Below are 15010 nucleotides of genomic sequence, written 5' to 3' on the forward strand. Positions count from 1 at the left end.
TGAGATCCATAACCAATAAAATAGCACTCATGCTATTGATTGCGTTGTTTATCGCGTTTGCAGCCATATCGGCTGCTAGTTACTACACGGCTGAGAGTAAAGTCGTTGATCTTGTTGTCCAAAATCAAGATCAAATTTTAAAAGATGTTAAGGCGGTCACGGATACCTTTTTTGAGGAGTATACCGATGCATCAAAGAGGTTTGCAAAAAAGATAGAGAATACTCCTAACGACGAGCAAAGCCTTTTGGCCGAGATCAAATTTCAAAAGGGACAAACCAGTTATTTGGTAGGAGATCTTTATTTTGGTAGAGATAGTGACGGCTATTTTTTCCAATCAGACGGCACAAGTTTAAAGCCTGATGTCGATAACTTCGATCCTAGAAAGCGCTCTTGGTATATCGCTGCTAAAGAAAAGGGCGGCGCCATATACAGTGAGCCTTACATAGAGGCGGTCAATAAAAAGCTAGTCATGAGCTTTGCCGCACCGGTTTATAAAGACGGTAAATTCGCGGGAGTATCGGCTATCGATCTAAAGATAGAGGATCTTAGTAAGAAAATTCTTGATATGGGTAAAACTAAATATAGCTATGTTTATATCATGCATAAAAATGGTGTGGTTTTGATACATAGTAACCCTGAAATAATAGGCAAAGTTGTTGACTTTAGTAAAACGGTTTCAACAAAACTTAAAGATGGTGATTTTGATGAAAATGGCTTGATTTCTTACGTAAATCCTGAAGGTAAGAACGTAATGGCTAAAACTTTGCCGATAAATGATGAGGGCTGGTTGGTCGTAGCGGCAATGGGAACGGATACCTTTTCTAGCAATACTCTCCCCCTCCTAAAAGCTCAACTCGCCCTTGCCGTTATCTTCATCATCGCCCTTTCGGTATTTGTCTATTTCTTACTCAAAAAATCACTAAGCCCTATAAAGACCATACAAGAAAAGCTAAACGAAGTATTCGCCTTCATCACTCATGAAGCAAAAGCTCCTGAGAAACTAGAGATAAATACTAATGATGAATTTGCCCAAATGAGCGACAGCATCAATCAAAATATAGATAAAGTGATAGCTGGCATCAAAAAAGACAGCACCATGATAGATGAGCTAAACAATGTAGCAAATATGATGATAAGAGGAAATTTAGGAGCTAAAATTTCATCTGATCCAAACAACCCTGCATTGATGGAGCTAAAAAACCTACTAAACACATTCTTTGCCTCCATATCTGAAAACCTAAAGAGCATAGTAAGCGTCCTAAGCTCATATACCAAAAATGACTTCACTGCTAAAGTAGAGCTCAAAGAGGGTATAGAAAGCGATATCAAAGATATGATAATGGGCGTCAAGTCTATGGGTGAAGTAGTATGCGAGATGCTAAAAGGAAATTTAGAAGAAGCCCAATCTCTTGAAGAAAAGGCAAACGTATTGGCCCAGTCTATGAAAGAGCTGACAGATGGAGCGAACATACAAGCGAATTCACTCCAAGAAAGTGCAGCTGCAGTAGAGCAGATGTCTAGCTCAATGAACGCCATAAGCCAAAAAGCTCAAGATGTCACAAGACAATCTGAAGAGATCAAAAACATCATAGTGATAATTAGAGACATAGCAGATCAAACAAACCTTCTAGCACTAAATGCTGCCATAGAAGCAGCCAGAGCGGGAGAACATGGTAGAGGCTTTGCAGTAGTTGCCGATGAAGTTAGAAAACTAGCTGAGAGGACTCAAAAGAGCTTAGGAGAGATAGAAGCCAATGCAAATGTCTTAGCTCAAAGTATAAACGAGATGAGTGAATCTATAAGAGAGCAAGCAGAAGGCATAAATATGATAAATCAATCTGTATCTCAAATAGATAACCTAACTCATAAGAACATACAAATCATAGGCAAGACAAACGAAGTGACATCTGAGGTAGATGATATGGCTAAACTCATAGTCACTGATGTGAGGAAGAAGAAATTTTAGAGTAGCAATAAAAAACTAAATGATCTGACAGCTTTGCGGTGCGACAAGGCTGTCAGGTTTTAGGATAGGAGCTGATCATGCAAGAGTGGGCTTTATGGGCATTAGCTTCTGCGGTATTTGCCGCACTGACTGCTATATTTGCAAAGGTCGGCATCGAGGGCATAGACTCGAATTTCGCTACTTTCATCAGGACGCTAGTCATAGTAGTAGCATTGATCCTTTTTCTCACATACGCTAAAAAATGGCAATCCCTTGAAACCTTGAGCGCAAAAAACTGGCTATTTTTGATACTTTCGGGTCTTGCTACCGGGGCATCGTGGCTGGCGTATTTTAAAGCACTTCAAATAGGCAAGGCTTCTCAGGTCGCACCGATAGATAAATTTAGCCTCGTTTTAGTCGTCGTTTTTGCCGTGATATTTCTAGGAGAACGCCCGAATATCAAAGAGTGGCTGGGTATCGGACTCATTGCTAGTGGCGTTTTCGTGCTGGTTTTTAAGTAAATTTTTGTATCTAAATTTTGACGGCAATAGAGTGTAATAAAATTTTGTTTTATTAAAATAGCACCGAATAAAATCAAATTTCAGAGGAAAATATGCTAGAAATTTTACGTTTCACTGACGAAAAGTCGGATAAATTTTGGAAAATCGAGACGCTGGGGTGCGAATTTGTGCTAAACTGGGGCAAATTTGGCACGAGCGGCAGATATGAGATAAAGGATTTTGACAGCGAGCCAGAGTGCGAAAAGCAGGCGCAAAAGCTGCTTGCCTCCAAGCTGAAAAAGGGCTACACGCGTAGCGAGCTTCCTAGCGGACATCTTTACTTTGACACCGATGAATTCGGGCTTCATCCGCTTACAAGCCATCCAAATTTTAGGCGGTATTTTTCGGACGCGATCTATTATGACGAGTGCGACGAGGAAGCTCCTTTTGGCAGCGATGACGGCAATGACGCGTTTAAATCGCTACAAGAGGCGTTTCGCAAGGGCGATGCTAAGGCGCTTAAATTCGTGCAAGATTTGCTAGAGCGCGAGTGGGGCTTCACCTATCTGCCACCGGATAAAAATCAAAGCAACGAGGAGCTAAAAAGCCTCGCAAAGCGTGATTTTAGCGGGCTTTTAGGCGATCAGATCATGTATAGCAACGATCAAGTCATCATCGCGATTGCGTTTGGCGAGATCAAAATTTCTGGCAAGATGAGTGATAAAAATTTAGCCCTCTTGGCACTTGACTCTATGGAGCGCATAGAGCGGCTAAACCGCCTAGTTTGGGGATACGCGGGCGATGAGTCGTTTTATGCTGCGACCATGCGCCGCGACCTGATGAAATTTATGGCGGAGCAGGTAGGGTAAATTTGCATTAAATTTATCAAAATTTTTGCAAACAAGCCGTTCGTAGGGCTTATTTTGCCAAATTTGCCCTCTCATGCTCCAAAAGCCAAATTTTAGTCGCGAGCCCATAGCCGCCAGAGTATCCGCCAAGTCCGTTTGCGGCGATCACTCGGTGGCAGGGGATGATGACGGGGATTTTATTTTTGGCGTTTGCCGAGCCTGCCGCACGGTATGCCCGCTCTACGCCCGTCATCTGCGCGAGCTGGGCGTAAGTGATCGTCTCGCCGTATGGGATTTTGAGCAAATTTTCATAGACGCTTTTTTGAAATGCTGTACCGCTGATGTTTAGCTTTGTGGTGAAAATTTTAAGCTCGCCTTTAAAATATCGCTCCAGTTCGCTTAAACAAAGCTTTAAATTCGCATCCGTCACGTCTGTTTTGATAAATTCTCGCACAAAATTTAGCTCGCAAACTCCGCTCTCATCGCCACAAATCTCTAAAACCCCTATCGGCGAGTCAAAATAAGCCTTTTGCAAAATCGCTCCTTTGAAATTTGATACGCTAAATTTAGCGAAATTTGCTTTATATTTTTATGTGTTTTTGATAAAATAGACACAAAAAATAAGGGGAGAACGATGGGCTTTTCATCAGAATATGAAAAACACGTGCGTGAGCGAGAGGCGCTTGGAGTGCCGCCGTTGCCGCTTAGTGCGGAACAGACGCGTCAAGTTTGCGGGCTTTTGAGGCTTGGCGGACTAAGAGAAAGCGAGTGTCTTGGCCTGGCAAGCGGGCGCGCGCCGAGCTTTGAGCTAAACGATGAAAATTTAGGCAAGGTCTGGGAGGAGTTTAGAGAAAATGAAAAACAGCAAATTTGGCTCGTAGATCTGCTCGCAAACCGCGTCCAGCCAGGCGTCGATGATGCGGCGAAAGTGAAGGCGGAATTTTTAAACGAGATTATAAATCATGACCTTGATATAAAAGGGCTTGATAAATTTGCCGCGCTTAAAATGCTGGGGACGATGCTTGGCGGATACAACGTCATCGTGCTCATCGCCGCGCTTGATAGCCCCGACGAGGCGGTCGCTCGCGCAGCCTGTAACGAGCTAAAAAACATCATTTTCGTGCATGATTATTTTAACGACGTGCTAAATTTAAGTAAGCACAATAAATTCGCCCTCGAAGTCCTGCACTCGTGGGCTAGGGCGGAGTGGTTTTTGTCGCGCGAGAAGCTGCCAGGGCTCATCCGTGCGGTAGTTTTCAAGGTCGCTGGCGAGACCAATACTGACGATCTAAGCCCAGCCAGCGAGGCTTTCACGCGCTCTGACATCCCGCTACACGCAAACGCGATGCTCTCTAAACGCCAGCCGGGCAGCCTAGAAACGATAAAAGAGCTCAAAAAAAGCGGTCGCGAGGTCGTCTATGTGGGCGATGTGGTCGGTACTGGCAGTAGCCGAAAGAGCGGTATAAACTCGATTCAGTGGCATCTAGGGCGCGAGATAGAGGGCGTGCCGAATAAAAAGACGGGCGGCATCGTCATCGGTGGCGTGATCGCTCCGATATTTTTCAACACCGCCGAGGATAGCGGCGCACTGCCGATTGTCGCCGACGTGAGTGCACTCGAAACGGGCGATCTCATCGACATCTACCCGTATCGCGGCGAGATCGTGAGAGTAGGGCGAAATGGCAAAAGTGGCGTAAATTTGAGCGATGAGAGCGACGATAAATTTAAGCAAAGCAAAATTTATAACGATACCGCAAGCGGTTCGCACGCGCAAGCTCCCGAGCTGGTCGCTAAATTTACTCTCTCGCCAAACACCCTGCTAGATGAAATGAGAGCCGGCGGGCGCATACCGCTCATCATCGGGCGCGGACTTTGCGCGAAGGCTAGGGCGGCTCTAAATTTAGGCGCGGAGCAGATTTTCGCCAAGCCAGAGCAGCCAAAGGATGACGCCAAAGGCTACACGCTCGCGCAAAAGATAGTCGGTAGGGCGTGCGGCATGCAGGGCGTGCGAGCTGGTAGCTACGTAGAGCCGCTCACGCTCACGGTCGGCTCGCAGGATACGACCGGGCCGATGACGCGCGACGAGATAAAGGAGCTTGCCAGCCTTGGCTTTTCGTGCGACTTCGTGCTGCAAAGCTTTTGCCACACGGCGGCGTATCCGAAGGCGAGTGATGCGATACTGCATAAAAATTTGCCAAAATTTATCAACTCTCGCGGCGGCGTGAGCTTGAAACCTGGCGATGGCGTCATCCACTCGTGGCTAAATCGCATGGTGCTACCCGACACGGTCGGCACGGGCGGAGACAGCCATACGCGCTTTCCTATCGGTATCAGCTTCCCTGCAGGCAGCGGGCTGGTGGCGTTTGCTGCGGTGCTGGGCGCTATGCCGCTAAATATGCCAGAGTCCGTGCTGGTGCGCTTCACGGGGCAACTGCAAGAGGGCATCACGCTGCGAGACCTCGTCAATGCGATCCCATACTACGCGATAAAGCGCGGGCTGCTAAGCGTCGAAAAAAAGGGCAAGAAAAACGTCTTTGCGGGTAAAATTTTAGAGATCGAGGGGCTGGAAAATTTAAAGGTTGAGCAGGCTTTCGAGCTTAGCGACGCCTCAGCCGAGCGATCCGCCGCTGCGTGCGTGGTAAATTTAGACATTGAGCCGGTAAAAGAATACATCCGCTCGAATGTCGCGCTCATCGAAGCGATGATAAACGCTGGCTACGAGAGCCGCGTAACTTTGGAGCGTCGCCGCGAAAAGATGCTCGCATGGCTAGCAAACCCGAGCCTTCTAAGGGCGGACAAGGACGCGAGATACGCCGAAGTGATCGAGATAAATTTAAATGGCATCACCGAGCCGATACTGGCGTGTCCGAACGACCCCGACGATGTCGCGACGCTGGGTGAAATTTTACGCGACGAAAAACGGGCGAAAAATATCGACGAGGTTTTCGTGGGAAGCTGTATGACAAACATCGGACATTACCGCGCTTTGGGCGAGATTTTAAAGGGCGAGGGGCAGATCCCTACGCGCCTTTGGGTCGTGCCGCCGACGAAAATGGACAAAAACACTCTCACGCAGGAGGGGTATTACAGCGTATTTGGCGGGGCTGGCGCGCGCATAGAAGTGCCCGGCTGCTCGCTTTGCATGGGCAACCAAGCCCGCGTGCGAGACGGTGCGGTGGTATTCTCGACCTCGACGCGAAATTTCGACAACCGCATGGGCATGGGCGCGCAGGTGTATCTTGGCAGTGCCGAGCTGGCGGCGGTCTGCGCGATACTTGGTAGGCTGCCAAGCGTGGATGAATACATGCGAATCGTCCCGCAAAAGCTAGCCGGCAAGCAAGAGCAAATTTATCGGTATTTAAATTTTAACGAGATAGAGAATTTTGAGATCGGTTGAGGGGGTTGCGGGGTAAATTTATCGGCTAAATTTATCTCGTAGTTGGCGTTTAAATTTGGCTCTGTTACAATGTTTCATTGATTTTCAGCTCTTAAAGTAGAAGAATGCAGCATCTCAGTAAAAACCTTGTCAGCGATTATCGCCGCCGATTTTTGCTTTACGCTACGCGTTCGCAACGAGACTTCGCTACGAGGACAGGGGAGTGGTAGTTGACCGCGGTCTGCTTGCAGGGAAAACGCGAACAGCGTTTGAGTAGTGCAACGAAGCAAAAAATCGTGCTATAAGTTCGGCGCTTTGCGGAGCAAGCAGGGTTTTTCTACTTCGCGTTGCTCGTAGCCCAAGGGGACGCTTCACTTCGTTCGCAACTGCAAAGCAGAAGCGAAGCGGGTATCAATGATTTATTATAAAAGAGCCTTAAATTTTAAACCCATTAAAGCATCGCGATATAGCCGATTGAAAATTTGCGGCAGTCAGCTCCCTCGCGTCTAAAAATCATCTGTGCTCGCTACGTAATTCCCCGACTTGCTGATCGTCGCTACCGCCATCAAATCAGCTAAATTTAAGTACTCCAAAATACAAGCATTTCGCGCATAAATCAAGCATAAAATTTATGAAATTCACAGTAAAATAAGCTCAAATTTTAACCCAAAAGGAGAAAAAATGAGAGCAAAATTCACGCTCGCTTTGTTTGCCGTTTTGCTTGGCGGTGCGCTAAATGCGGCGCAGTTTCGCACGTAGGATAAGGTCGCGGAGGAATACAAGCCCTACATGCAAAGCTGGGCGGTCGATTTTTCGGACGCAAATTTAAGAGCCGCCGCGAAAAAGAGGCAAGACGAGCTAGCCGCGAGCACGACGCAGCCCACAGCCAGTCTCATCGCTCCCGCAAACGGCGATCAGCCCGCCGTGCCGCTGTATCTTTACCGTAGCAAAAACGCGCCGCAGCTTTCGCCGCTTATTTATTTCATCCACGGCGGCGGCTATCTCATGGGTAACGCAAAGTCCAAGGGTACGCGCCTCATGCAGCTTGCAAACGAGCTAAACGCCACGGTCGCGAGCGTGGAGTATCGTTTGGCGAGCGTCGCACCCTTTCCTGCCGATCTAAACGACGCTTATAGCGGGCTGAAATACCTTTTTGAAAACGCAAAAAGCCTAGGGCTAGATAAGCGCAAGGTCATCGTGATGGGCGAGAGCGCGGGCGGCGGACTGGCGGCGAGGTTAGCGCTCTATGCGCGCGACAAGGGCGAGCTTAGCCTAGCCGGGCAGGTGCTCGTCTATCCGATGCTAGATCACCGCACGGGCGGAGCGGACTCGATATATGACGATAAAAACACGGGCGAGTTCGTCTGGACGGCGGCGGCAAATGTCGCGGGCTGGACGGCTCTGCGCGGCGGACAAGCGATCAGTGAAGAACAAATGCCGTATTTCTCGCCTGCGCTCGCTAAAAATTTACAGGGCTTGCCGCAGGTTTTTATGGTCACGGGCGAGCTTGATCTTTTCGTGCACGAGGACATCGACTATGCAAATAGACTGCTCGCAAACGGCGTCAGCACCGAGCTTTTGGTGATTCCAAACGTCTTTCACAGCTTAGATAGCGTAAATGAAAACTCGCCGCAGACGAAGCTTTATTTTAGGCTACGAAACGAGGCGATAGAGCGGATGTTTAAGGCGGCAAAGTGAAATTTGGGGGCGAGCGTGCGAGATAGAGAGGGCTACTTGTGTCGCCCCAGATACTTTATAAAGCAAGATGCCAGGAGAAATTTTAACGCGGCTCGGGGTAAATTTCCGGAAAAACGATAAAAATTTTATGATTTTTGGACATAAATCCAGCCAAATAAGCGAGTTTAGCGTTTAATTTTGTTAAAATAGCGTAAATTTTAGGAGGCGGCATGAAAAGGTTGAGTATTTTTTTGCTTTTTTTATCGAGTTTGCTTGCATATGCGCAGGGGCTTAGCTGCGGAGATTTGGGCTCTAAAGAGGTATTTGCCAGCGCTCCTAAAGATTTTGTGTATATGAATGAGAAAATTTTCTCCTGCGACGGATCGGCGCTAAATTTAGCTGTCGTGAAAGATCTCTTTGACGCCGCAAAGATCGTGCGCGGCGAAAATCAAAGCTGCGTGGGAAATATCGTTTATACTGAAAATTTAAATAAATTTAGATGGCTCGTTTTAGAGGCCAGCTTCGCTCCGTCGATCTATGCAAAAACGCTTGAAAAGCCCGAGATCTCCGAGGCTCAAAAAGACGCTCAAATGGACTTTTTTAGGTACTGGGCAAATAAATCGCTATATAATTTCATCAAATACAAAGAATTTTTAAAATTTTATAACGACGCGCAGACTCCACTCGTGAAATTTTACGAAGATAAGGGTATAGACGCTGGCAGTGCGGCGTATTACGCTACTAGCTTGGTCGGAGAATTTCTCACTTTCGCCGTCGGCAAGCAAGATATAAACGCCACGAATAAGCCCGCGCTCTCTGATGAGCAGAAAATTTTGAGCGATAAGACGGCCGGATTTGACTACATCGCTTCGCTGCTTTACTCTAAAAATTTCACCCCGTTTGAGCTCACGAATATGCTAGATACCGCGCTTTTATACGAGCAAGACACCGATGTCATAAACGAAATTTTAAAACGAGGCGCACAGATAAATGCAGGCGATGAGACGCCGATATTTTTCGCTCTTAAAAATTTAAAAAACGTCGAATTCCTGATAAAAAAGGGGGCAGACGTAAATCATAAAAATTTTTTCGGAAAGAGCGCTTTGTTTTATGCCGTGCAGTTTGACGATGCGAGGCTGACGCAGCTTTTGATCGCAAACGGCGCGAACGTCAATGAAAGATACATCGATGAGAACACAAAGATCGCCATGCTAAATTTAGGCGAGGAGTCGTTTTTGGGCAACACTTGCGCGCTCGAGCACACGTCAAGGTCGGTTTTCATGCACGCAGCAGCGCACTCTGGTGCTGAAATTTTAGAGCTTTTAAGGCAAAGCGGCGCTGACATACAAGCAGTCGATGAGGCCGGCTTTAATGCGATGGACTATGCTGTAAAAAACGGCAATGACGCCGCGGTAGGATATCTAAAAACGCTAAATTTAAAGCCAAATATCGAATAAAGGAGCAAAGATGAAAGGAACGGCTTTTATCACCGGTGCGACATCGGGATTTGGAGATGCGATCGCCAGGAGACTTTCACTGGATGGCTACAAGATCATCGCGCTTGGTAGGCGCAAAGAAAGACTGGAAAAACTAGCCGGTGAGCTTGGAAATACGCATATAATAGCCGCTGACATCAGAGATAAAAAGGCCGTTTTTGATGCAGTCAAAAATTTGCCTGAAAATTTCAAAGATATCGAGGTCTTGGTAAATAACGCAGGACTCGCCCTCGGTCAGGAAAAAACGATAGACGCGAGCATCGAGGACTTTGAGACGATGGTAGATACGAACATCAAAGGGCTTTTATACTCGACAAAGGCCGTCTTGCCGATAATGACGCAACGAAAAAGCGGGTATATCTTTAACCTAGGCTCTGTCGCAGGCCACTGGCCGTATCCTGGCGGCAACGTCTATGGCGGCACGAAAGCCTTCGTAAAGCAGTTTAGCTACAACCTGCGAAACGATCTGCTAGGCACAGGCATACGCGTGACCGAGATAGCTCCGGGCCTTTGCAAGACCGAATTTAGCGAGGTTCGCTTTAAGGGAGACAAGGCCAAGGCCGACTCCATCTACGCAAATACGCAGTTCATCACAGCCGATGATATCGCGACTATGGTACTAAACTGCTTAAATCTGCCAAAGAGCGTGAACGTAAATTTGCTCGAAGTCATGGCGACGACGCAGACTTGGGCGGGATTTTATTTTGAAAGAGATTGATTTAAATTTATAAAGGGGAAGATGCGGATGAGAAAATCTTTATTTTTCATTTCGATGCTGTTTTTGCCGATGTTGGCATTTGCTGTCGATGCGGAGGTCGCGAAGAAAAATGCCGAAATTTTTGGTATTTGGACGCTCGTGCCGCCGGTAGTCGCGATCGTTTTGGCGTTTATCACCAAAGACGTCGTTTTGTCGCTATTTTTGGGCGTTTTTAGCGGAACTTTTTTAATAAATGTCGTGAGCTCGAACATTTTTATGACATTTATTAAGGGTTTTACGAGCATCGTGCAAAGGGTGGTCGGCTCGCTGGCTGACAGCTGGAATGCGGGTATCGTGTTGCAGGTGCTTTGTATCGGTGGTGTGGTCGCGCTCATCACCAAAATGGGTGGTACCAAAGCGGTCGCGCTGTGGCTAAGCAAGCGCGCAAAAACGGGCGTCTCGGCTCAAATTTCAACCTGGCTCATGGGGCTTTTTGTATTTTTTGACGACTACGCAAACGCCCTCATCGTAGGTCCTATCATGCGCCCGATAACGGATAAATTTAAGGTTAGTCGCGAGAAACTAGCTTTCATCATCGACGCTACCGCCGCACCTGTCGCGGGGCTTGCCGTGATCTCGACGTGGGTCGGGCTTGAAATCTCGCTCATCAAGCAAGGCTACGAGCTCATCGGCGTGACCGATATAAACGCATTTGGCATCTTCGTCGAGACGATCCCTTATCGTTTTTACAACCTTTTCATGCTGTTTTTTATCGTTTGTATCGCCTTTATGGGGCGTGATTTTGGTAGTATGCTAAAAGCCGAGCGCAGGGCAAAGGCCGGCGAGCTACACTCCGGCAGATCGATGATGAGCGATGTAGAGGACAAGACGCTTGAGCCAAAAGAGGGTATAAAGCTGCAAGCCTCAAATGCCGTGATCCCGCTTTTGGTACTGATTATTGGGGCATTCGTGAGCTTTTACTTCAGCGGGCTTAGTTCGCTTGAGGGCGAGGCACTGGCTGCTGCACAGGCTCATCCGCTCTCTTTTGAAACTTTCCAAGCTACGTTTGGTAAGGCCGATGCGTCTGTCGCGCTGTTTCAGTCTGCGCTTTTAGCCACTATCGTAGCGATCATTATGGCTGTTTATAGGAAAATTTTGACCGTGCGCGAGGCGATCGAGACGTGGGGCAAGGGCTGGAAAACGATGATAACCACGATCATCATCTTGCTTCTTGCGTGGTCGCTTAGCTCAGTCATCAAAGAGCTTGGCACGTCGCGCTACTTAGTCGATCTGCTCTCGCAATCGACTCCAAAGATCATACTCCCGGCGTCGATTTTCATTTTGGGCTCGTTTATCAGCTTTTCAACCGGCACGAGCTACGGCACGATGGGTATCTTGATGCCTCTTGCCATACCGCTAGCAAGCGCTGTTGGCGCAAATAGCGGGCTTACGGGCGATGTACTGCATGCTTATATGATCGTAAATATCTCGGCGGTGCTAACGGGCGCCATTTTTGGTGATCACTGCTCGCCGATCTCGGATACTACGATACTCTCATCAATGGGTGCTGGATGCAACCACATCGACCACGTCCAGACGCAGATGCCTTACGCGCTTAGCGTGTGCGCGATCAGTATCGTCGTGGGCTACCTGCCTGTTGCGCTTGGGCTAAGTATCTGGATCGCGTTGCCGCTTGGACTTTTGGCGACTGCGCTGTTTGTTAGATTTGTCGGGCAGAAGGTGGAAGCGTAGTTGCGATGCGTGCATTTTGGCGAGTGCGGCAGCTGCACGCTCGCCTTGCCCTATGAGGATCAGCTAAATTTCAAGGCGAATTTCATAGCGGATAAATTTAGAGAATTTTTTGACGGTGAGCTTGAGGTTTTTAGCTCTAAGCCGCAAAGATACCGAAGCAGGGCGGAATTTGGTATTTGGCACGAAAATGACAAGATCTACTACACGATGCACGGCTCAAGGTCAAAATTTATCAAAATTTCAGAGTGCTTGAAGGTAGATGAAAGTATAGCCGCCCTTATGCCAAGGCTACTTGAGGAGCTTGGCGCCTCAAACGAGCTGAAAAGTAAAATTTTTGGTGTGGAGTTCATATCCGCAAGCGAGCTTTGCGCTGTTGTCTTGCTCTATCACAAGAGGCTTGACGGCCTTGAGGTCGCTTTTAGCGAGCTTGCAAAAAGGCTTGGCGTAAAGATCATCGCTCGTTCGCGCGGTCAAAAGATAAGTAGCGACGAGCGCGAGCTGTGCGATAGCTTTGAGATAAACGGGCTAAGATACGCTCTAAATTTTGGCGATAGTGCATTTATCCAGCCAAACAAGGGCGTAAATGAAAAGATGATATCCTGGGCTATGAACGCCGTGCAAAACGCTGAAGATATGCTTGAGATGTATTGCGGACACGGCAATTTCACTATCCCGCTGGCGGGCAAATTTAGACGCGTGCTGGCGACTGAGATCAGCAAAAGCTCAATCACAAACGCCCTTAAAAACTGCGAGCAAAACGGCATAGGCAATATCAAATTTTTACGCATGAGTGCCGAGGAGCTGATGAGCGCGTTTGGCGGCGAGCGGGAATTTAGGCGTTTAGAGGGCGTAAATTTAGCTGATTTTGCCTTCTCGCATGTGCTGGTCGATCCGCCGCGTGCGGGACTTGAAACGAGCGTGATAAATTTCATCAAAAACTATGAAAACATCATCTATATATCCTGTAACCCGCAGACGCTTTATGAAAATTTAAAAGAGCTTAGCCTCACGCACAAGGCGACGAAATTTGCGATGTTCGATCAGTTTGCAAATACAAATCACATCGAGTGCGGAGTGGTTTTGAAAAAAGATGAGTGTAGATGAAATTTTAAAAAACGCAAAGAGCGTGGCTATCGTGGGGCTAAGTCCTGATGAGAGCAAGGCTAGCAATATGGTGGCGCGCTATCTTTTGCAAAACGGATTTAAAATTTACCCCGTTTATCCTAAAGAGGATGAAATTTTGGGGCTTAAAGTATATAGGAATTTAAGCCAGATAAGCGAACCCATCGATATCGCAGTGATGTTTAGGAAGGGCGAATTCGCGCAGATTTTGATCGACGAGGTCATACGAAAAAATGTCTTGACACTTTGGCTGCAGCTTGGCATAGTAAATGAAGCCGCAAAGCTCAAAGCCAGCCAAAACGGCGTAAATTTCGTGCAAGATAAATGTATAAAAATAGAATTTGAAAGGTTGAAAAATGGTATCACTAAATAAAATCATCCAAGCCAAGATCACGATAGGGCATTTCGTAAATAAAACCCCTTTTGCGTTTTCGGCTAGGCTTAGTAGCGTAACGGGCGCTGACATCTATCTGAAAGAGGAAAATTTACAGCGAACGGGCGCGTATAAGATCCGCGGTGCTTATAACAAGATCGCAAATTTAACGAGCGATCAGCGAAAGATGGGTGTAGTCGCCGCAAGTGCGGGAAATCACGCTCAAGGCGTCGCCATCTCAGCGCGTGAATTTGGCGTGCGGGCGGTCATCGTCATGCCAGAGTCCACTCCGCTGCTAAAGGTTTCTGGTACGAAAGATCTTGGCGCGGAAGTCATACTAAAGGGTGACAACTTCGACGAAGCGTATGAATTTGCAGTCACTTACGCCAAAGAGCAGGGGATGAATTTCATACATCCTTTTAATGATGAATTCGTCATGGCAGGGCAGGGCACGATAGGCCTTGAGATGCTTGATGATATGAGCGATCTTGATATGGTCGTAGTGCCTGTTGGCGGCGGCGGTCTGGCTAGTGGCGTGGCCAGCTGCGTAAAACAGGTAAATCCTCACATTAAAGTAGTCTGCGTGGGGGCTAAGGGCGCACCTGCAATGTGGCAGAGCTTTAACGCCAAAAAGAGTATAAATTCAAAATCAGTCCGTACGATCGCCGATGGTATCGCTGTCCGTGATGCCAGCGAGATAACTCTGGCAAATATCATTGAATGTGTCGATGAATTCGTGCAGGTAGATGACGAAGAGATCGCGACTGCGATACTGTTTTTGCTAGAGAGTCAAAAGATCGTCGTAGAGGGCGCCGGCGCAGCAGGGGTGGCGGCACTTATGCACGGTAAGATAAAGCACAAAAAGGGCGCAAAGATCGGTATCGTACTAAGTGGCGGCAATATCGACGTGCAGATGCTTTCTATCATCATCGAAAAGGGTCTTATAAAGTCTGCGCGCAAGATGACGATACAAGTTACCTTGATAGACAAGCCGGGCGCGTTGCTGGCGCTTACCGACGCGCTAAAAGATGCGAATGCAAATATCGTAAAGATAGACTACGATCGCTTTTCTACCGAGCTTGAATACGGCGATGCGAGCATCACCATCACGCTTGAGACCAAGGGCGCAGAACATCAAGAACGCATAAAAAAGGTGCTTAAAGAGCATGGATTTGAATTTACGCAGGTGTTTTGATCTGACAGATAGATAGTGTAAATTTAGG

At 47.5% G+C, this 15010-nt stretch carries 12 protein-coding genes; 11 read left to right on the top strand and 1 reads right to left on the bottom strand.

Features of this window, described 5'->3' with window-relative positions:
- From HMPREF1139_RS00545 to HMPREF1139_RS00555, 3 genes are all read left to right on the top strand, one after another.
- Positions 1–1967 (top strand): methyl-accepting chemotaxis protein (locus HMPREF1139_RS00545; RefSeq protein WP_156795002.1); only part of this gene is annotated, 1967 nt, incomplete at its 5' end.
- 77 nt (positions 1968–2044) lie between these two features.
- Entirely contained in the window at positions 2045–2467 is a 423-nt protein-coding gene (locus HMPREF1139_RS00550; RefSeq protein WP_009649396.1) for an EamA family transporter, read from the top strand.
- 92 nt (positions 2468–2559) lie between these two features.
- Positions 2560–3315: a WGR domain-containing protein gene (locus HMPREF1139_RS00555; protein ID WP_009649401.1), complete on the top strand. Its 756-nt coding sequence runs from the start codon at positions 2560–2562 to the stop codon at positions 3313–3315.
- Positions 3316–3364: 49 nt separating this feature from the next.
- On the opposite strand, the gene HMPREF1139_RS00560 is transcribed toward HMPREF1139_RS00555, so the two are convergent.
- On the bottom strand, positions 3365–3829 hold the full coding sequence (locus HMPREF1139_RS00560) for a methylated-DNA--[protein]-cysteine S-methyltransferase (RefSeq protein ID WP_009649421.1): 465 nt from the start codon (positions 3827–3829) through the stop codon (positions 3365–3367).
- A 99-nt stretch (positions 3830–3928) separates the two neighbouring features.
- Between HMPREF1139_RS00560 and HMPREF1139_RS00565 the strand changes: the two genes are divergently transcribed.
- From HMPREF1139_RS00565 to ilvA, 8 genes are all read left to right on the top strand, one after another.
- On the top strand, positions 3929–6691 hold the full coding sequence (locus tag HMPREF1139_RS00565) for a bifunctional aconitate hydratase 2/2-methylisocitrate dehydratase (protein WP_009649406.1): 2763 nt from the start codon (positions 3929–3931) through the stop codon (positions 6689–6691).
- Between the two features lie 768 nt (positions 6692–7459).
- Positions 7460–8368, top strand: a complete 909-nt coding sequence (locus HMPREF1139_RS00570; protein WP_009649420.1) for an alpha/beta hydrolase — start codon at positions 7460–7462, stop codon at positions 8366–8368.
- 209 nt (positions 8369–8577) lie between these two features.
- Positions 8578–9804 carry an ankyrin repeat domain-containing protein gene (locus HMPREF1139_RS00575; protein ID WP_009649409.1) on the top strand — a complete coding sequence of 409 codons (1227 nt, stop codon included), beginning with the start codon at positions 8578–8580 and terminating at the stop codon, positions 9802–9804.
- 10 nt (positions 9805–9814) lie between these two features.
- A complete protein-coding gene (locus HMPREF1139_RS00580) occupies positions 9815–10561 on the top strand; it encodes an SDR family NAD(P)-dependent oxidoreductase (RefSeq protein ID WP_009649379.1) in 747 nt (248 codons plus the stop codon).
- Between the two features lie 27 nt (positions 10562–10588).
- On the top strand, positions 10589–12292 hold the full coding sequence (locus HMPREF1139_RS00585) for a Na+/H+ antiporter NhaC family protein (RefSeq protein ID WP_009649410.1): 1704 nt from the start codon (positions 10589–10591) through the stop codon (positions 12290–12292).
- Positions 12293–13396: a tRNA (uridine(54)-C5)-methyltransferase TrmA gene (gene trmA / locus HMPREF1139_RS00590; RefSeq protein ID WP_009649389.1), complete on the top strand. Its 1104-nt coding sequence runs from the start codon at positions 12293–12295 to the stop codon at positions 13394–13396.
- Complete coding sequence (locus HMPREF1139_RS00595) at positions 13383–13787, top strand: CoA-binding protein (RefSeq protein WP_009649388.1); 405 nt, start codon at positions 13383–13385, stop codon at positions 13785–13787. The genes trmA and HMPREF1139_RS00595 overlap by 14 nt, the downstream gene beginning before the upstream one ends.
- Positions 13771–14982 (top strand): threonine ammonia-lyase, encoded by a 1212-nt coding sequence (gene ilvA / locus HMPREF1139_RS00600; protein WP_009649412.1) that lies wholly within the window; start codon positions 13771–13773, stop codon positions 14980–14982. Before HMPREF1139_RS00595 ends, ilvA begins: the two co-directional genes overlap by 17 nt.
- The last annotated feature ends 28 nt before the right edge of the window (positions 14983–15010 follow it).

It is taken from the genome of Campylobacter sp. FOBRC14 (assembly GCF_000287855.1).
GTDB classification, from domain to species: domain Bacteria; phylum Campylobacterota; class Campylobacteria; order Campylobacterales; family Campylobacteraceae; genus Campylobacter_A; species Campylobacter_A curvus.

What these genes read in the sequence shown, in the direction of transcription:
- HMPREF1139_RS00550 (WP_009649396.1), top strand. Translation starts at nt 2,045, where the DNA reads ATGCAAGAGTGGGCTTTATGGGCATTAGCTTCTGCGGTATTTGCCGCA.
- HMPREF1139_RS00555 (WP_009649401.1), top strand. Translation starts at nt 2,560, where the DNA reads ATGCTAGAAATTTTACGTTTCACTGACGAAAAGTCGGATAAATTTTGG.
- HMPREF1139_RS00565 (WP_009649406.1), top strand. Translation starts at nt 3,929, where the DNA reads ATGGGCTTTTCATCAGAATATGAAAAACACGTGCGTGAGCGAGAGGCG.
- HMPREF1139_RS00570 (WP_009649420.1), top strand. Translation starts at nt 7,460, where the DNA reads ATGCAAAGCTGGGCGGTCGATTTTTCGGACGCAAATTTAAGAGCCGCC.
- HMPREF1139_RS00575 (WP_009649409.1), top strand. Translation starts at nt 8,578, where the DNA reads ATGAAAAGGTTGAGTATTTTTTTGCTTTTTTTATCGAGTTTGCTTGCA.
- HMPREF1139_RS00580 (WP_009649379.1), top strand. Translation starts at nt 9,815, where the DNA reads ATGAAAGGAACGGCTTTTATCACCGGTGCGACATCGGGATTTGGAGAT.
- HMPREF1139_RS00585 (WP_009649410.1), top strand. Translation starts at nt 10,589, where the DNA reads ATGAGAAAATCTTTATTTTTCATTTCGATGCTGTTTTTGCCGATGTTG.
- HMPREF1139_RS00595 (WP_009649388.1), top strand. Translation starts at nt 13,383, where the DNA reads ATGAGTGTAGATGAAATTTTAAAAAACGCAAAGAGCGTGGCTATCGTG.
- ilvA (WP_009649412.1), top strand. Translation starts at nt 13,771, where the DNA reads ATGGTATCACTAAATAAAATCATCCAAGCCAAGATCACGATAGGGCAT.